Below are 16,232 nucleotides of genomic sequence, written 5' to 3' on the forward strand. Positions count from 1 at the left end.
CGGCCGCGTGCCAGGCACCCTGCCGCTGGCCCGCCGCCCGATCGAGGTGGACGGCCGCACGGTCGGCTACCTCGGGGTGGCGCCCAGCCACCGGCCGGGCGACGCCATGGCCCTGGCCTTCCTGGACCAGCTGCGCAGCAGCCTGTGGCTGATCGTGGCCGCCGCGGTGGCGCTGAGCGCGCTCGCCGCCGTGCTGCTGGCGCGCCACTTCCGCCAGCCGATCCGCCAGCTCGCCGCGGGCGCGGGCGCCCTGGCCGGCGGGCGCTACGACGTGCGCCTGCCGGCCGCGCGCAGCGACGAACTGGGCGAACTGGCACGCCACTTCAACGCGCTGGCCCGGCAGCTCGAAAGCGCCGAGGACGCACGCCGCCAGTGGGTGGCCGATACCTCGCACGAGCTGCGCACCCCGCTGGCGGTGCTGCGCGCGCAGCTCGAAGCCCTGCAGGACGGGGTGCGCCACGCCACGCCCGAGACGCTCGACGCCATGCTGCGCCAGGTGCTGGCGTTGACCAAGCTGATCGACGAACTGTATGCGCTGGCGCGCGCCGATGTCGGCGCGCTCGACTGCAAGCCGGTGCCGCTCGACCTGTGGGACTTCGCCACCGCCCATGCGCGCGGCTTCGCGGGGCGCCTGCAGGCGGCCGGACTGGCGCTGGAACCCGGCGCCGCGCCGGCGTACAGCCGCGTGCTGGCCGACCCCGACCGCCTGCGCCAGGTACTCGACAACCTGTTCGAGAACAGCCTGCGCTACACGGCGCCGGGCGGCGCCATCGCACTGCACGCGCATGCCGGCGCCGGCCGCCTGCAGCTCGTCATCGACGACAGCGCGCCGGGCGTGCCGGACCAGGCCCTGGCGCGCCTGGCCGAACGCTTCTACCGCGTCGACGCCTCGCGCAGCCGCGCCCACGGCGGCGCCGGGCTCGGCCTGGCGCTGTGCCGGCGCCTGCTCGAGGCGCAAGACGGCGCGATCGCCTTCGCCCACTCGCCGCTCGGCGGCCTGCGGGTCACCCTGTCCCTGCCCTTGAGCGAGGAACGCGCATGAACCAGACCATCATGATCGTCGAAGACGAGCCGGAACTGGCCGCGCTGGTGGCCGACTACGCGCGCGCGGCCGGCTACACGCCGGTGGTGTGCGGCGATGGCGCCGAGGCCCTGGACGCGATCCGCGCCGCGCCGCCGGCGCTGGTCGTGCTCGACCTGATGCTGCCGGGCCTGGACGGCCTGGCGCTGTGCCGCGCGCTGCGCGCATCGAGCGCGCTGCCGGTGATCATGGTGACCGCCCGGGTCGAGGAGATCGACCGCCTGCTGGGCCTGGAGGCCGGGGCCGACGACTACCTGTGCAAGCCCTTCAGCCCGCGCGAACTGATGGCCCGCATCAAGGCCATCCTGCGCCGCGCGGGCGCCGCCGCGCCGCAGGCGGCGCGGGTGCTGGCGATCGACGCCGCGGCGCGCCAGGTCACGGTCCACGGCCGGCCGCTCGACCTGACGCCGAGCGAATTCGCCATCCTGGCCGCGCTGGCGCGCCGTCCGGGCCAGGTGTTCTCGCGCGCCCAGCTGCTCGACTGCGCGCGCGCCGACAGCCTGGACGCCACCGACCGCGCCGTCGACAGCCACATCAAGAACCTGCGGCGCAAGATCGCGCTTGCCGCGCCCGGGCTGGAAGCGATCCGTTCGATCTACGGCCTCGGCTACCGCTGCGACCTGTGACGCATGGTCGGGTGCCCGCGCAATGCTGCCCGCGTGCAAGCTGACATCGCGAAGCGCGCCCGGTTCCACCAAACGCTTTGCGCTACTTCGTCCCGCAGCTTCCGCACTTCCCTACCTTGGTCGAACGCCCATGGCGACGCATGGAATGACTGGATGGAGGAGAAGATGCAACACATTACCGCAGGACGAACTTGCACCGGCATCGGCATACTGCTGCTGACAGCGGCGGTGTCGGTGCATGGCATGGGCGACAGCGCGGCGGCGCCCGCGCAGGCCGGGTACGCCGGCGGCGGCCACGCCAGCCGCGACGTGTACGGCATCGTCAACATGGTGCCGTTCCGCACGTCCAGGGCAAGCTTCAATGCGCGCGGCCAGGCCGCGTTCGAGTACCTGCCGTTCGACTTCCGTCTGCGCGTCGGCTTCTTCGACGGCAGGCGCGTCGTCGATCCCTTGCCGCCGGCCGATACCCTGTCGGTGCTCGGCGACCTCAACGACAGGGGCGAAGTGGCCCTGCTGGCGCGCTACCTCGACCCCGCGCATCCCCTGTCCGACGGATTCCGGCCGGTGCGCTGGTCGGCCGCGCGTGGTGCGGTGATCCTGCCGGTGCCCTACCTGGCCGATGCCGACTTGTATCTCGGCGCCATCAACGACCGCGGCGAGATCGTCGGGAGCTCGTCGACCGCAGCCGGTGGCGGGAGCTACCGGGCAGTCCGCTGGACGGCCGCGAACCGGGTAATGCCGCTGCCCGCGCCGGCGGGCTTCGGCGACGTCGCCGCAGTCGACATCAACGACAGCAACGTCGCCATCGGCGGCAGCACGACCGCTGCCGGCGCCGCCCACGCGCTGCGCTGGGATCCGGCCGGACGCCCGGTCGACCTCGGCACTTTCGGCGCCGGCGGCGCGGCGCCCCGCTACATCAACAAGCGCGGCGACATCGCCGGCATGCTCGACCCGGGCACCGACAACTTCCAGTCCTTCCTGTGGAGCCCAGGCAGGGGCCTGCTGCGGGTGGGCCTGCATACCGTACTCGCCAGGCTGAACGAGGCCGGCGAGCAGGTCGGACGCATCCAGCGCGCCGGCAACGAGAACCACGCCTACTATTTTTCGCGGGCGCGCGGGCTGGTCGACCTGCACCCGCGGGCGCTGTTCGCATCCGAAGCCAACGACATCAACCAGGGCGGCATCGTGGTCGGCCTGGGGCGGCGCAGCGAGGGCGATCCGGGCCTGGCCTACCGCTGGTCGCGGCCGGGCGGCGCAGTCGACCTCAACACGCGCCTGCTCGACCCGCCGTCGGGCCTGGAGGTGAACGAGGCGCTCGCGGTCGCGCCCAACGGCGACATTCTCGCCCACTCCAGTGCCGGCCTGGTACTGCTGCGCGCGCGCGGCGGGGGCAGCGATGCGCCGGTGCTTGGGCCGATCCAGTTGCCCCAGCCGGAACTGAACCGCCCGGTCACGCTCACGCTGTCTTTCCGCGATCGCAATCCTGGCGACACCCACAGCGCGACCATCGACTGGGGCGACGGCAACGGGCCGCAGCCCGCCGCGGTGCGCGAGTACCGCGGCCAGGGCGAGGTGCGCGCCACCCGCACGTTCACCGTCGAAGGCGATTACAACATGGTCGTCCGCGTCACCGACTCGACCGGACTCGGCAAGATGCAGGTCACATCGATGCTGATCCGCGAACTCGGCGGGCCGCCACTCCCCGGCGAAAGCGCGCGTTCCGGGTCGGCGCCGCGGAGCATCGGCGGCGCGACGGCCCCGCCACCGGCGCCTGCTGCGCCACCGGCGATATTCCAGGCCACGCAAGCGAGGGCTCCCGGCATGCTCCGCCAGGGCCCACCGGAGCCGTCCCGCTAGCCGGCCCCGGCTCCATGGTTTCTCCACATTCGGCATGCAGGATGCACCCATGGCCCGCGCATCCCGCCGCGCGGGCCGCCGCCAAAGGAGACCACCATGAAGCTCAAGAACCAGGCCATCGTCGCCATCGCCCTGCTGGGCCTCGTCGCGGGCAGCGCCCAGGCCGGCGTCCACGTCCGCTACCAGTGCGACTCGACTGTGAAGGGCAAGTGCCCGCCGCCCCCGGTGCCCCCGGTACCGCCCATGCCGCCCACCCCGCCGGCGCCGCCCGCGCCCCCGGGCGACGATCTCGCCCGCCTCGCCCCGCCGGCGCCGCCGGCCATGCCCGCCATGCCCACGATCGCGGCGCCGCCGGCCCCGCCCGAGCCGCCTGCCATGCCGGAGGTGCCGGCCGCGGCCCACGCGGCCTGCGCCGGCAAGGCCGCGGGCACCCGCCTCACCCACGTGCTGCGCAAGGGCGAAACCATGCGTGGCGTGTGCGAACGCGAGGACGGCAAGAGCGTGTTCCAGCTGCGCGAGTACCGGATCCACGACTGAGACGGCGCCGGAGAAGACCCGGGGCCGCCGCGGACGGCTCGACTTGGCGGTCTAGATCATTTATTCTAGACCCATGAACACCCCCGACGTTCCCGCCAAGCCGACCCCGTCCGAACTGGAAATGCTGCGCCTGCTGTGGCGGCTCGGCCCCGCCACCGCGCGCCAGGTGCACGACGCGGCGGTCGAGACGCGGCCCGACATGGCCTATGCCAACGTGCTGCGCCTGCTACAGGTGATGCACGGCAAAGGCCTGCTCACCCGCGACGAAAGCGCGCGTGCCCACGTGTATGCGCCGGCCCAGCCGCAAGACAATCACCAGTCCAGCCTCATCAAGGACCTGATCCACAAGGCTTTCTCCGGTTCCGGCAAGGAATTGGTGCTGGCCGCCCTGCGCGGCCACGTCAGCAAGCAGGAACGCGAGGAAATCCAGCGGATCCTGAATGGCGAGCGGCGCGGTGACTGAGATGCCGCTCCCGCCGCCGGTGCCGCCGGTGCAGCCCGATCTCGAGGACTGCTGCCGCAGCGGCTGCGTACCCTGCGTATTCGACCTCTACGAGGAAGCGCTGGCGCGCTACGAGCGCGAACTGGCTGCCTGGGAGGCCGCCAACGCGGCTGTACCACCCGCTTCCCCTGCCAAGCCGTCCTGATCCGGCAGCGCAGCCCTTTCCTTTACGCCTGTGCCTTAGGTACTTTTATCCGCCGTACGGTGTGGACGGTGCAGAATTGATGCGCTACTTTTTTCAGCAGTACACCCGCCGGGTGTGCTGTTTGGATTCTTTCCTAATCAGGAGGTTTGCCATGAAAAAAGTACTGACCGCGCTTGCGCTGGCAGCCAGCACAGCGGCGCTCGCCCCCGCGGCCCAGGGTGCCGACATCTACCGCGCCGTGTCCAGCGGCCCGGCCGAGTCGCCGCCCAACGGGTCGCCCGGAGCGAGCGTCGCCACCATCGAAATCGACGGCAGCATCATGCGGGCGGAAGTGCCCTTCCGTGACCTGCTGTCGGGAACGGTCGGCGCCCACATCCACTGCTGTACAACCGAGGCCTTCACCGGCGTTGCCCCGGTGGCGATCGCGCTGACCGACTTCCCGATGATGGTCACCGCCGGCGAATACAGACGCACTTTCGACCTGGGCGACCCGGCGGTGTACGACCCGGCCTTCCTGGCCTCGTTCGGCGGTACCGCGGCCTCGGCCGGCTCGGCGCTGCTCGACGCGATGAACGCCAACGAAGCCTACCTCAACATCCACACGGCCGACTACGAGAACGGCGAGATCCGCGGTTTCGTGGTGGCGGCGCCGATTCCGGAACCGGCGACGTGGGGGATGCTGGGGGTCGGCCTGGCAGGGCTGGCGCTGGCCGCGCGCCGCCGCTCCAGCCCGCTCAAGTGAGCCCTCAGCTGAGCTCCGCGCCCTCGCGTTCGGCCAGCAGCAGGCTCCAGGCCGGTATCGCCGCGCGCCAGAAGGCGTCGAGCGATGCCGGCCGCTCCAGCGGCAGGCCGAGGAAACGTGCCGACTGGAGCAGCGCCTCCAGCGCGGCAGTCTCATTGCCCGGCGCCTCGCCCACCGCCACGGCCAGCGCGCCGGTCTGCTTCGACAGCTTTTCGCCGTTCTCGTTGCGCACCACCGGCACGTGCAGGTAGCGCGGGGTCGGCACCCCGAGCACGCGCTGCAAGAAGATCTGGCGCGGCGTCGAGTCGAGCAGGTCGGCCCCGCGCACCACGTCGGTGACGCCCTGCGCGGCGTCGTCCACCACCACCGCCAGTTGATAGGCCCAGAAGCCGTCGGCGCGCTTCAGCACGAAGTCGCCCGATTCGGCGTGCAGGCGCTGGGTGAGCTCGCCCGCGAAGCGGTCATGGAAGCCGACCACATCGTAGCCTGGCCCGGGCACGCGCAGGCGCAGGCTGCGCATGCTGCGCCCCTCGGCCAGGCCGAAGCGGCAGGTGCCCGGATAGATGGCGGCGCCGTCGGGCGCGACGCCCAGGCGCGAATCGGCGATCTCGCGCCGGTTGCAGCCGCACGGATAGGTATGGTCGGCAATGCGCTCGGCGGCGGCCTGGTACAGGTGCTTGCGCCGGCTCTGCCAGACGACTTCGCCATCCGCATGCATGCCCAGCAGCCCGAGCAGCGCCAGGATGCCCTCGGCCGCGCCGGGCACGCTGCGGCCTTCGTCGATGTCCTCGATGCGCACCAGCCAGGTGCCGTGATGCGCCCGGGCATCGAGGTAGCTGGCCAGGGCCGCGACCAGCGAACCGGCGTGCAGCGGGCCGGTCGGCGACGGCGCGAAGCGGCCGATGTAGGGGGAGTCCAGATGCTTCATGTCGTCATGATACCCGCAGGCCGGGCGTTCAGACAGGCCGATGCTGCCGGTACGCCCATGCCATCGCCGGTCGGACGCCGCGTATCACCTGGCAGCTTTGTCGTGCTCGCCGATCAGCCTGGTCACCTGCCCCGCCACCTCGTTCGGCACCGCCATCGACAGCTGGTAGTGGACGATCTCGAAACCCTTGGCCGTCTTGCGGATCACGCCGCTGGCCATGCAGGGCCCCATGTTCGGAGTGTCCAGCAGTTCGTCGAACCAGATCAGCGACCGGTCGGCCGAGGCATACACGTTGCGGCGGGTGGCCTTGAAGCTCCATGCCGACTTGCGGTCGAAATATTTCTTGGCCCAGCTCCTGAACGCATCGCGCTGCCACAGTTCGCTGCGGTCGGTGCCGATATAGACCCCGTCGCTGGCGATCTTGTCGAAATAGGCCATGCGCGCATTGGCCGCGTCTTCGTGCCATTCGTCGACGAAGGCATTGACCTGCCGCGTCAGGACGGCGTCGGTCTCGGCATGGGCGGTGCTGGACAGGCCCAGGATCAGGCTGAGGAACATACTGGCGGCGGCGAGAAATCGTTTCATGGTCTCTTTCGATAACGGAAGCATGGGGAGGACAAGGCGATGCACGCGCCAACGATAATGCAAAGTTGAGCATTTGCCAACGCCGGTCATGTCAACAATGTGGTTCCGACCGTCGATTCTTTAGTACAAGGTTCATGCGGATTTAACATTCCCTGTGTAAGCTTGACACGCTGTCCGGCCAACCCACCCTTTGCCTGAGGCTCCTGAACCGTGAGCAAGCGTGCACAGCTTCATTCCGATACCGTCTCGATCCAGGAAATCCTGGTGCTCGAAGCCGTCGCCGGCCGCCTGGCAAGACAATATCCGCCCGACTGGCTCGAACGGCAGGGGCGCCCGCTCTATGTCGCCACGCTCGTCCTGTCCTTTCTCGCCGCAGTACTGCTGGGAATGGCATGGGGGCCGTGGTGGGGCTTCCTGGTCCCGCTATGCATGCCCACCTGCGTGCTGGTGGTCCTGCCGTGGCTGCTCTTCGGACGCATCACGGGGCGTCCGCGCTGGGCCCATCGGCTGGCCACGCTCGACCGGCAGGATGCCGAACTGGTGCGGCGCTTCATTGCGCCGATGCGACACCGTTGCGCGATCAGCGGCGACGACATCTTCGCGCTCTGGCGCCATGCCCGCCATGTCGTGGCCTACCGCCACGGCTGACCGCTACTGCTTCTGTGCACTAGAATAGACGGATGCGCATCCTCATCGTCGAAGACCACCCGGACATCCTCGCCAATCTCTACGGCTTCCTGGAACCCAAGGGCCACCAGCTCGATTCCGCCCGCAACGGCTACGGCGGGCTGGCACTGGCCTCCGAGAACGATTACGACGTGATCGTCCTCGACGTCATGCTGCCCGGCCTGAACGGGCTGGAGCTGTGCCAGAAGCTGCGCACCGAACTCGGCAAGGCGACGCCGGTACTGATGCTGACCGCGCGCGACAGCCTGCCCGACAAGGTGGCCGGCTTCGACAGCGGGGCCGACGACTACCTGGTCAAGCCTTTCTCGCTGGTGGAACTCGAGGTGCGCCTGAAGGCCCTGGTGCGCCGTTCGGCCGCGGGCCATGCGCTGCACGCGACCCTGCGCTTCGGCGACCTGAGCTACGATCCGGACATGCAGGAAGCGCGCCGCGCCGGGGTGCCGGTGCAGCTCACCAAGACCGGCTATACCCTGCTGCGCTGCCTGTTGGCCAGCGCGCCGCGCATCGTCACGCGCGAGACCCTGGAGCAGGCGGTATGGGGCGACGACCGCCCCGACAGCGACGCGCTGCGCACCCACATCCATGCGCTGCGCCAGGCCATCGACAAACCCTTCGCCACGCCGATGCTGCAGACCGTGGCCGGCGTCGGCTACAAGCTGGTGCAGGCGGACTCGCAGGCGAACCCGCCCCGGCCACGCGATGCGTCCCGCTGATTCCCTGAAGCGGCGCATCGTCGTCGCCTTCGTCCTGTTCGGCCTGGGGGCCTCGCTGTTCTTCGCCTTGATCGCGGCGATCGCGGTGGAAGGCATCGAGGTGCAGCTGGTCGACAAGCGCCTGGAAGCGGCGGTGGCCTGGGCCGCCCCGCGCCAGGCTGCCGGCCTGGACGTCGACATGCCGGCCGGCCTGCGCTTCCAGCGCAACGAGGCCATCCCGGCGCCGCTGCGCGGACTGGCCGACGGCGTGCACAAGGTCGACGTCGGCCCCACCCGCCTGCACGTGCTGGCCGGGCACGATGCCCGCGGCAACTGGGTGCTGGTCGACCACGAAAGCGACTACGACAAGATCGAGCTGGTGGTGTACTCGATGTTCGCGGCGGTGTTCGTCGGCTTCCTGCTGCTGGCCACCCTGCTCGGCGGCTTCCTGGGCAAGCGGGTGGTCGCGCCGATCCACGAGCTGGCACTGGCGGTGCGCCACGGCAGCGCGCCGCCGGCCCTCACGGCGCGCAAGGACGAGCTGGGCGTGCTCGCGCGCGCGCTCGAAGCCCACACCGCCGAACTGCGCGCCTTCCTCGACCGCGAACGCTACTTCACCGGCGACGTCAGCCACGAGCTGCGCAGTCCCCTCACCGTGATCATGGGCGCCGCCGAAATCCTGATGCACGACAGCGCCGCGCCGGCCGTGCGCGGCCCGGCCGAACGGATCTACCGCGCCGCGCGCGAAGCCGCCGAGTCGGTCACCGTGCTCCTGCTGCTGGCGCGCGCGCCGGAACTCGGCACACTGGCGCCGGTCCAGGTCGCGCAGGTCGCGCAGGACGAGATCGACAAGCACCGCGCGCTGGTGGACGGCAAGCCGGTCGCCCTGCGCTTCGTCGACGGTCCGGCGCTGGCGCTGCGTGCGCCGCGCGAACTGTGCGCGGCCGCCATCGGCAACCTGGTGCGCAACGCCTGCCAGTACACCGACCAGGGCGAGGTGGTGGTGCGCATGCTGCCCGGCCAGGTCGTGGTCGAGGACACCGGCCCCGGCCTGCCGCCGGCGGTGGTGGCCACGCTCGGCAGCGGCGGCGGCGTCCCGTCGAGCGGATCGGGCGGCACCGGCCTCGGGCTCGCGCTGGCGCGCCGCATCTGCGACTTCCTGGGAGCCGGCTTCGCCTACGAAGCGCGTCCCGGCGGCGGCAGCCGTTTCACGCTGCGCTTCCCCGCCGCTTCGACGCCCATCTGAATCGCCCAGCCGGATCGCGCAACTTCGTGGCGCACCTTTGACGCCGCGCATTCACACGGATTTAACGGCCTGCTGACGAGCGGTTCACGCACCCATCCTTATCCTGCGGTGCTATCGTGGCCATTCCGGCCGCACGCCCTGAAGTGATACGAAGTGCACAACGTTCTCCACCGGCGCATCAGCGCCAACCTGCTGGTCTTTGCCGTTGCCCTCCTGCTTGCCACCGCTGCCAACATCAATTTCTGGGCGGCTCTTGTTCATGCCCTTGGCGGATTCTCGCTGGCGCGGCTGCCGCTGCTGGCGGGCAGCCTGGCGATCGTGGTCCTGCTGTTCTTCGCGCTGCTCATCCCGTTCAGTTTCCGCTTCATCGCCAAGCCGGCGCTGATCGCCTGCCTGGTGGTGGCCTCGGCCTCGGCATGGTTCATCAACGAGTACGGCATCGTGATCGACAAGGCCATGGTCCAGAACGTGTTCGAGACCGACCCGCGCGAGGCCGCCGAACTGCTGAACTGGCGCCTGGTGCTGTTCGTCGCCATGACCGCCGGCCTGCCCTCGCTGCTGGTGGCGCGCGTGCAGGTGCGCTTCCCGCTCGGCGCGCGTGGCCTGGCGCAGCGCGCCGGCCTCTTTGCCGCCGCGCTGGCCCTGGCCGCCCTGCTGCTGGTCCTGCTGTTCAAGACCCTGGCCCCGGCCGTGCGCGAGCACCGCGAACTGCGCTACCTGCTCACGCCCACCAACGTCGTGCAGGCGCTCAACGGCTACCTGCGCAAGCGCTGGAGCACCCCGGTCCCGCTGCAGTCGATCGGGCTCGATGCCGTCAAGGGCAGCCGCTGGGCGGGGCAGGCGCGCCGCACGGTGACCGTGATCGTGGTCGGCGAAACCGCGCGTGCCGCCAACTTCTCGCTCAACGGCTATGCGCGCCCGACCAATCCGCAGCTGGCGCGCGAAGCGGGCCTGATCAACTTCGCACGGGTGCAGTCCTGCGGCACCGCGACCGCGGTGTCGGTGCCCTGCGTGTTTTCCGCCCTTCCGCGCGAGGAATACGACGACGGCGCCGCCAGGCACCAGGAAGGCCTGCTCGACGTGCTGTCGCACGCGGGTTTCCGGGTACTCTGGCGCGACAACAACTCCGGCTGCAAGGGTGTCTGCGAGCGCGTCGAATTCGCCGACTTCTCCAGCCCGGCCGCCGGCAGGCGCCACTGCGGCGCCGACGAGTGCTACGACGAAGGCCTGCTCGACGGCCTGCCCGAGCTGATCCGCCGCACCGGCAAGGACCTGGTCGTCGTGCTGCACCAGAAAGGCAGCCACGGTCCGGAATACGCCAAGCGCTACCCGGCCGGCTTCGGCCGCTTCGGCCCGGTGTGCCAGACCAGCGAATTCGAGAGCTGCAGCCGCGCCTCCATCGTCGCCGCCTACGACAACACCATCCTCTACACCGACCGTTTCCTGGCGCAGACCATCGCGCTGCTGCGCAAGAGTGCGCTGGAAGCGGACGTGGACACCACGATGCTGTATTTCTCGGACCATGGCGAATCGCTCGGCGAAGGCAATATGTACCTGCACGGCGCGCCCTACCTGTTCGCCCCCGAAGAGCAGACCCACGTGCCGATGATGCTGTGGATGTCGGACGGCTTCAGCCGGCGCTTCCGCATCGACCGCGCCTGCCTGCAGGCGCGCCGCGACCAGCCGCTGTCGCACGACAACGTGTTCCACTCGGTACTCGGCATGCTCAACGTCGAAACCGCCGTCCTGAATCCGAAACTCGACCTGTTCCATGCCTGCGTACGCAACTGAAGCGGCACCGGACCAGGTCCACGAGGTGGAAGATTGCAAAAGACTGCTGGACACCCCCGGCACGGCCGCCCTGTGCGCCCTGCTCGGCCTGGCGGCGCTGGCGATCTGCGCGCTCGGACGCTACACCGACATCGACCTGGCGCTGGCGGATGCGCTGTACGACCGCGTGGCCGGCGCGTTTCCGTGGCGCGAAGCCTGGCTGACGGCGACCTTCAGCCACCGGATCGCCAGGACGGTCCTGACGGTCTGCGCCGCCCTCGTCATCGCCGCCGCCTGCGGCGATGCGATCTGGCCGCAGGCGGCCTTCACGCGGCCGTTCGCACGCCTGCGCCTGCGGGTAATCGCCTGGTCCGCCCTGCTGGTCCCCGTCGTCATCAGCCTGCTCAAGCAGTCGAACGACGCGCACTGCCCCTGGGACCTGGCGCGCTATGGCGGCCATGAGCCCTACGTGCGCCTGTTCGAGGCGCTGCCGACAGGCGTCCTGCCCGGCCACTGCCTGCCGGCGGGCCACGCCTCGAGCGCGCTATGGCTGGTGTCGCTGGTGGTCTTGTGGCTGCCGGGCCCGCCACGCAGGGCATGGCGCGCCCTGGCGGCGGCGCTGGCGCCGGGACTGGCGCTGGGATGGATGCAGCAGATGCGCGGCGCGCACTTCCTGACGCACACGCTGTGGTCGGCCTGGATCGCCTGCGCCATCGTGCTGCTGCTGGTCGTGCTGCTGCAGGCCGGGCAAGCACGCGATGCACGCCGGCGCGCGGCTAGCGGTGGTACTGGCCGTCCCGCTCCGGCTGGTATTCGATGGCGCGGACGGTGACGTCGAACAGGGCGCCGTCGGGGCGCTCCCAGCGGATGGTGTCGCCCACCTTCAGGCCCAGCAGCGCGGTGCCCACCGGCGTCAGGATCGACAGCTGTTCGGGGCCGCCGCTCATGTCCTTCGGGTAGGTCAGCGTCATCGTTACTTCCTGTTCCGAACCGTCGAACGCGAAGCGCACGCGCGAATTCATGGTGACGACGTCGGGCGGCATTTCCCATGGTTCCGCGAGCGCGGCGCGGCCCAGTTCATCGAGCAGCGCGTCGCGCGCATGGGCCTGCGCGGCCGGCAGTGCGTCCAGCAGGCGGTCGAGGCGGTCCATGTCCAGCCATGAGACGAGGATGGTCGGTTTCATTCTTGCTCCTGATTGTGTGCCCGCGAACGTGGCGGGCGGGGATCATCGCGGCAGCGCTCGGCGGCCGCGGCGTGGCATCGGGGAAGCTCGGGAGGACGAAATCGGGGGTGCTGCGAAGGGTGTTGCGGTCCTCACCGAGCCGGGAAAAGCGGGGCGGATACGGCCAGGCCCCTGCCCTGCTGGCAGGCAAAGTTAGCCGGCGATGTGAAGCGTGGTGGGTTCATGGGTAATGGCGATGGATCAGGGGCCAGTATAGCCCCTGTGACAGATCCGTCAATGGCGCACGGTATGATCCAGGCCACGGTGCAGGCCGGCACAGGCCGCGAACGGCACCAGGAACGGATACAGCGCCCAGACCGCGCGTCCGTCGACGCGCACGCACAGCGCCGCGTACAGCGGCGGCAGCGCCATCAAGAGCAGCAGGCTGGCGAGCGGACGCAGCGCCTGCGGGGCGGCGCGCCAGCCCAGCGCCGCCAGCGGCACCAGCAGCAAGGCGCTGCCCACGATCGATGCCAGCGATGGCAGGTCCTGCAGCGCGTGCAGCAGCTGGTCCAGCCTGGGGCGCCAGGTGTAGCCCGGCAGGCCGGTGATGAGCCACCAGCGCACCGCCACCATCCAGGCGCCCGCCGCGGCCAGCACGGCCAGGCCGGGCAAGGGGGCGATGCGGCGCATCGCGACGAGCCACACCAGCAGCAGGATGTTTTCTTCGCGCACGGCGGTGCCGGCCAGGCCGGCGGCGGCGGCCAGCCACGGCTGGCCCGACACGAGCGCCAGCACGAAGGCCGTGCGCGCGCAGATCGAACCTGGATCGACCAGCAGGTAGGGCGCGTACCAGAAGGTGGGCAGCGCCACGATCATCGCCAGGCCGGCCGCGATCGCGCGGCGCCGGTCGAGGCCCGCGCGCAGCACGGTCGCCGTCGTCAAGCAGGCGCCCAGCGTCACCAGCACCCAGTTGAGCATGGCGAAGCCGTTGCGCAGGTCGCCGGGAATGAGGGCGGCCAGCGCCGGCACCAGCAGCCGGTACGGGAAAGGCGCGACCAGTTCGCTCGCGGGAATCTCGCCGCGCAGGTAGCGCGCGGTGTCGTAGTAGGCCTGCGAATCGGCGACCGTGCCGCCCCAGCGCCAGGTCATGACCAGCAACGCCAGCAGCGCGAAGGCGGCGGCCAGCCAGGGCCAGGCGATGCGATGCCGGGTGGTGGGGAAGGCGGGCGAGATGCTGGCTGGTGGCATGCTGCAGGGACGGGTGACAAAACGGCGATGATAGCCGCGACCGGCAATGGCGTCCATGCCACCGAATGAAGAGCAGGAGTGAAGGACAGGAATGATGGACAGGAACGACGGACAGGAGGGGCGGACCGGCCGCCCCTCCCGCCCCCGCTTACACCCGCAGCGGCATCTTGTCGATCAGCTTGTCCAGCGTGATCGGATACTCGCGCACCCGCACGCCGGTCGCGTTGTACACCGCGTTGGCGATCGCCGCCGCCACCCCGCAGATACCCAGCTCGGCAATGCCTTTCGCCTTCATCGGCGAAGACACCGGATCGGTCTCGTCCAGGAAGATGACTTCCTGGTGCGGGATGTCCGCGTGCACCGGCACCTCGTAGCCCGCGAGGTCGTGGTTGACGAAATAGCCGAGCCGCTTGTCGACCGCCAGCTCTTCCATCAGCGCCGCGCCCGCCCCCATCGTCATCGCGCCGATCACCTGGCTGCGCGCCGTCTTCGGATTCAGGATGCGTCCGGCCGCGCACACCGCCAGCATGCGGCGCAGGCGCACTTCGCAGGTCACCGCATCGACGCCGACTTCGACGAAGTGCGCGCCGAAGGTCGATAGCTGGAAGCGCTTGCCGATGTCGCCGTACTCGATCAGGTCCTCGGCCACCAGTTCGCGCTCGCCCACCGCCTCGGCCAGCGGCATACTGCTGCTGCCCGCCTTGACCAGGCCATCGGCGAAGATCGCGCGTTCAGGATCGAAGCCGGCCTGGCGCGCCACCGCCTCGCGCAGCTTCACGCAGGCCGCGTACACGCCCGCCGTCGAGTTGTTGCCGCCCCACTGGCCGCCCGAGCCGCAAGACGCCGGGAAGCCCGAATCGCCCAGGCGCACCCGCACCTTTTCCAAGGGCACCCCCATCATCTCGCTGGCCGTCTGCGCGATGATGGTGTAGCTGCCGGTGCCGATGTCGGTCATGTCGGTTTCCACCGTCAGGATGCCGCGCCGGTCGAGGCGCACCCGTGCGGCCGACTTCATCTGCAGGCTGTCGCGGAAAGCGGCGGCCATGCCCATGCCGACCAGCCAGCGGCCGTCGCGCACGGCGCCGGGCTTGGCCGCCCGGCGCTCCCAGCCGAAGCGCTCGGCCCCTACCTGCAGGCACTGGACGAACTGGCGTTTGGAGAACGGCGGATGCGGATTGTGGCGCGACTTCTCCTCGGATTTCTTCGATTGCGGGTCGGAGGAACCCGGCTTTTCGGGGTTGTCAGGCACCACCTGGGTATCGTTCAGGATGCGGAACCGGACCGGGTCCATGCCGAGCTTCTCGGCCATCTCGTCCATCGCGATCTCGAGCGCCGCCATGCCCGGCGCTTCGCCCGGCGCGCGCATCGCGTTCGATTCCGGCAGGTCCATCGCCGCCACCTTGTTGGCGGTCATGCGGTGCTCGCCGGCGTACAGCGAGCGGGTCTGGGTGGCGGCATTTTCCGGCGAGCCATCGGGCAGGTTGCCGGACCAGGCTTCGTGGGCGATGGCCGTGATCTTGCCCTCGCGCGTGCTGCCGATGCGGATGCGCTGCAGGGTGGCCGAGCGGTGCGTGGTGTTGTTGGGGATCAGCGCGCGCTGCAGGCTGACCCGCACCGGGCGCCGCGCCGCGCGCGCGCCCAGCGCCGCCAGCACCACGTCGGCGCGCAGGAACAGCTTGGAGCCGAAGCCGCCGCCGATATAGGGCGACAGCACGCGCACCTTGTCCTTCGGGATGCCAAGGGTCTTGGCCAGGTCGCCCTTGGCCCAGGCGATCATCTGGTTCGAGGTCCAGACCGTGAGCTGGTCGCCGTCCCATGCCGCGATGCTGGCGTGCGGCTCCATCATCGAATGCGATTCGTGCGCGGTGTGGTATTCGGCGTCGAGTTTCACCGGGCTCGACGCAAACGCGCCGGTGAAGTTGCCGACCTTGGATTCGGCCGCCTCGCCCTTCGGCGCGGTGGCCTTGTTGCGCACCGCGCTCAGGTCGAAGGCGCCCTTGTCGCGTTCGTACTTGATCGTTACCCGTGAGGCCGCGTCGCGCGCCTGCTCGAAGGTCTCGGCCACCACCAGCGCCACCGCCTGGTGGTAGTGCTGGATGCGCGGGCCGCCGAGCAGCATCGCGGTATTGAAGTTGCCCTTGGCGAGCTTGCCGGCATTCTGGGCGGTGACGATGGCGATCACGCCCGGCGCGGCCTTGGCCGCCGCCAGGTCCATCGAGACGATGCGCCCGGTGGGAATCGCGGAGCCGATCACGTAGCCATGGGCCTGGTTGGGCACCACGTCGTGGCGGTCCATCGCATACGGCGCGGTGCCGGTGGTCTTGAGCGGGCCGTCGATGCGTTCGAGCGGCTGGCCCACGACCTTGAGCTGGTCGATGGGGTTGGTAGTTGCTGGTTCGTTGAATTTCATGGCATGCCCT

The 16,232-nt window shown here is 70.1% G+C and carries 17 protein-coding genes; 12 read left to right on the forward strand and 5 right to left on the reverse strand.

Features of this window, described 5'->3' with window-relative positions; all coding sequences use genetic code 11:
- The first annotated feature begins 7 nt into the window (after positions 1 to 7).
- The 7 genes from IM543_17445 (at position 8) to IM543_17475 (ending at position 5,490) form a co-directional block, all read left to right on the forward strand.
- On the forward strand, positions 8 to 1,042 hold the full coding sequence (locus IM543_17445; protein ID QOY93330.1) for a HAMP domain-containing protein: 1,035 nt from the start codon (positions 8 to 10) through the stop codon (positions 1,040 to 1,042).
- Positions 1,039 to 1,707: a response regulator gene (locus tag IM543_17450; GenBank protein QOY93331.1), complete on the forward strand. Its 669-nt coding sequence runs from the start codon at positions 1,039 to 1,041 to the stop codon at positions 1,705 to 1,707. The genes IM543_17445 and IM543_17450 overlap by 4 nt, the downstream gene beginning before the upstream one ends.
- Before the next feature lie 165 nt (positions 1,708 to 1,872).
- Positions 1,873 to 3,564 carry a hypothetical protein gene (locus IM543_17455; protein ID QOY93332.1) on the forward strand — a complete coding sequence of 564 codons (1,692 nt, stop codon included), beginning with the start codon at positions 1,873 to 1,875 and terminating at the stop codon, positions 3,562 to 3,564.
- Between the two features lie 96 nt (positions 3,565 to 3,660).
- The gene (locus IM543_17460) at positions 3,661 to 4,101 is read left to right on the forward strand and encodes a hypothetical protein (protein QOY96838.1); all 441 of its coding nucleotides are present in this window, start codon (positions 3,661 to 3,663) and stop codon (positions 4,099 to 4,101) included.
- A 73-nt stretch (positions 4,102 to 4,174) separates the two neighbouring features.
- A complete protein-coding gene (locus IM543_17465; GenBank protein ID QOY93333.1) occupies positions 4,175 to 4,564 on the forward strand; it encodes a BlaI/MecI/CopY family transcriptional regulator in 390 nt (129 codons plus the stop codon).
- Positions 4,542 to 4,748, forward strand: a complete 207-nt coding sequence (locus IM543_17470) for an oxidoreductase (GenBank protein QOY93334.1) — start codon at positions 4,542 to 4,544, stop codon at positions 4,746 to 4,748. Before IM543_17465 ends, IM543_17470 begins: the two co-directional genes overlap by 23 nt.
- Positions 4,749 to 4,899: 151 nt before the next feature.
- Positions 4,900 to 5,490, forward strand: a complete 591-nt coding sequence (locus IM543_17475) for a CHRD domain-containing protein (GenBank protein ID QOY93335.1) — start codon at positions 4,900 to 4,902, stop codon at positions 5,488 to 5,490.
- Positions 5,491 to 5,494: 4 nt separating this feature from the next.
- Here IM543_17475 and gluQRS read toward each other — a convergent pair whose 3' ends face one another.
- Positions 5,495 to 6,418: a tRNA glutamyl-Q(34) synthetase GluQRS gene (gene gluQRS, locus IM543_17480; protein ID QOY93336.1), complete on the reverse strand. Its 924-nt coding sequence runs from the start codon at positions 6,416 to 6,418 to the stop codon at positions 5,495 to 5,497.
- A gap of 84 nt (positions 6,419 to 6,502) precedes the next feature.
- Positions 6,503 to 7,003, reverse strand: a complete 501-nt coding sequence (locus tag IM543_17485) for a nuclear transport factor 2 family protein (protein ID QOY93337.1) — start codon at positions 7,001 to 7,003, stop codon at positions 6,503 to 6,505.
- Positions 7,004 to 7,213: 210 nt separating this feature from the next.
- On the opposite strand from IM543_17485, the gene IM543_17490 reads away from it, so the two are divergent.
- The 5 genes from IM543_17490 to IM543_17510 all read left to right on the forward strand — a co-directional run bounded on the left by IM543_17490 (position 7,214) and on the right by IM543_17510 (position 12,230).
- Positions 7,214 to 7,651 carry a hypothetical protein gene (locus IM543_17490; protein QOY93338.1) on the forward strand — a complete coding sequence of 146 codons (438 nt, stop codon included), beginning with the start codon at positions 7,214 to 7,216 and terminating at the stop codon, positions 7,649 to 7,651.
- Positions 7,652 to 7,683: 32 nt separating this feature from the next.
- On the forward strand, positions 7,684 to 8,403 hold the full coding sequence (locus IM543_17495) for a response regulator transcription factor (GenBank protein QOY93339.1): 720 nt from the start codon (positions 7,684 to 7,686) through the stop codon (positions 8,401 to 8,403).
- Entirely contained in the window at positions 8,390 to 9,628 is a 1,239-nt protein-coding gene (locus IM543_17500; protein QOY93340.1) for a HAMP domain-containing histidine kinase, read from the forward strand. The genes IM543_17495 and IM543_17500 overlap by 14 nt, the downstream gene beginning before the upstream one ends.
- Positions 9,629 to 9,817: 189 nt before the next feature.
- Positions 9,818 to 11,419: a phosphoethanolamine--lipid A transferase gene (locus tag IM543_17505; GenBank protein ID QOY96736.1), complete on the forward strand. Its 1,602-nt coding sequence runs from the start codon at positions 9,818 to 9,820 to the stop codon at positions 11,417 to 11,419.
- Positions 11,400 to 12,230 carry a phosphatase PAP2 family protein gene (locus tag IM543_17510; protein QOY93341.1) on the forward strand — a complete coding sequence of 277 codons (831 nt, stop codon included), beginning with the start codon at positions 11,400 to 11,402 and terminating at the stop codon, positions 12,228 to 12,230. The genes IM543_17505 and IM543_17510 overlap by 20 nt, the downstream gene beginning before the upstream one ends.
- On the opposite strand, the gene rnk is transcribed toward IM543_17510, so the two are convergent.
- From rnk to IM543_17525, 3 genes are all read right to left on the reverse strand, one after another.
- Positions 12,175 to 12,582 (reverse strand): nucleoside diphosphate kinase regulator, encoded by a 408-nt coding sequence (rnk, locus tag IM543_17515; protein QOY93342.1) that lies wholly within the window; start codon positions 12,580 to 12,582, stop codon positions 12,175 to 12,177. The genes IM543_17510 and rnk overlap by 56 nt on opposite strands.
- 273 nt (positions 12,583 to 12,855) lie before the next feature.
- The gene (locus tag IM543_17520) at positions 12,856 to 13,812 is read right to left on the reverse strand and encodes a hypothetical protein (GenBank protein ID QOY93343.1); all 957 of its coding nucleotides are present in this window, start codon (positions 13,810 to 13,812) and stop codon (positions 12,856 to 12,858) included.
- A gap of 148 nt (positions 13,813 to 13,960) precedes the next feature.
- Positions 13,961 to 16,222, reverse strand: a complete 2,262-nt coding sequence (locus IM543_17525; GenBank protein QOY93344.1) for a xanthine dehydrogenase family protein molybdopterin-binding subunit — start codon at positions 16,220 to 16,222, stop codon at positions 13,961 to 13,963.
- Between the last annotated feature and the right edge of the window lie 10 nt (positions 16,223 to 16,232).

Source organism: Massilia sp. UMI-21 (assembly GCA_015277795.1).
Taxonomy (GTDB): domain Bacteria; phylum Pseudomonadota; class Gammaproteobacteria; order Burkholderiales; family Burkholderiaceae_D; genus Telluria.

What these genes read in the sequence shown, in the direction of transcription:
- IM543_17450 (QOY93331.1), top strand. Translation starts at nt 1,039, where the DNA reads ATGAACCAGACCATCATGATCGTCGAAGACGAGCCGGAACTGGCCGCG.
- IM543_17455 (QOY93332.1), top strand. Translation starts at nt 1,873, where the DNA reads ATGCAACACATTACCGCAGGACGAACTTGCACCGGCATCGGCATACTG.
- IM543_17460 (QOY96838.1), top strand. Translation starts at nt 3,661, where the DNA reads ATGAAGCTCAAGAACCAGGCCATCGTCGCCATCGCCCTGCTGGGCCTC.
- IM543_17465 (QOY93333.1), top strand. Translation starts at nt 4,175, where the DNA reads ATGAACACCCCCGACGTTCCCGCCAAGCCGACCCCGTCCGAACTGGAA.
- IM543_17470 (QOY93334.1), top strand. Translation starts at nt 4,542, where the DNA reads ATGGCGAGCGGCGCGGTGACTGAGATGCCGCTCCCGCCGCCGGTGCCG.
- IM543_17475 (QOY93335.1), top strand. Translation starts at nt 4,900, where the DNA reads ATGAAAAAAGTACTGACCGCGCTTGCGCTGGCAGCCAGCACAGCGGCG.
- gluQRS (QOY93336.1), bottom strand. Translation starts at nt 6,418, where the DNA reads ATGAAGCATCTGGACTCCCCCTACATCGGCCGCTTCGCGCCGTCGCCG.
- IM543_17485 (QOY93337.1), bottom strand. Translation starts at nt 7,003, where the DNA reads ATGAAACGATTTCTCGCCGCCGCCAGTATGTTCCTCAGCCTGATCCTG.
- IM543_17495 (QOY93339.1), top strand. Translation starts at nt 7,684, where the DNA reads ATGCGCATCCTCATCGTCGAAGACCACCCGGACATCCTCGCCAATCTC.
- IM543_17500 (QOY93340.1), top strand. Translation starts at nt 8,390, where the DNA reads ATGCGTCCCGCTGATTCCCTGAAGCGGCGCATCGTCGTCGCCTTCGTC.
- IM543_17510 (QOY93341.1), top strand. Translation starts at nt 11,400, where the DNA reads ATGCCTGCGTACGCAACTGAAGCGGCACCGGACCAGGTCCACGAGGTG.
- rnk (QOY93342.1), bottom strand. Translation starts at nt 12,582, where the DNA reads ATGAAACCGACCATCCTCGTCTCATGGCTGGACATGGACCGCCTCGAC.
- IM543_17520 (QOY93343.1), bottom strand. Translation starts at nt 13,812, where the DNA reads ATGCCACCAGCCAGCATCTCGCCCGCCTTCCCCACCACCCGGCATCGC.
- IM543_17525 (QOY93344.1), bottom strand. Translation starts at nt 16,222, where the DNA reads ATGAAATTCAACGAACCAGCAACTACCAACCCCATCGACCAGCTCAAG.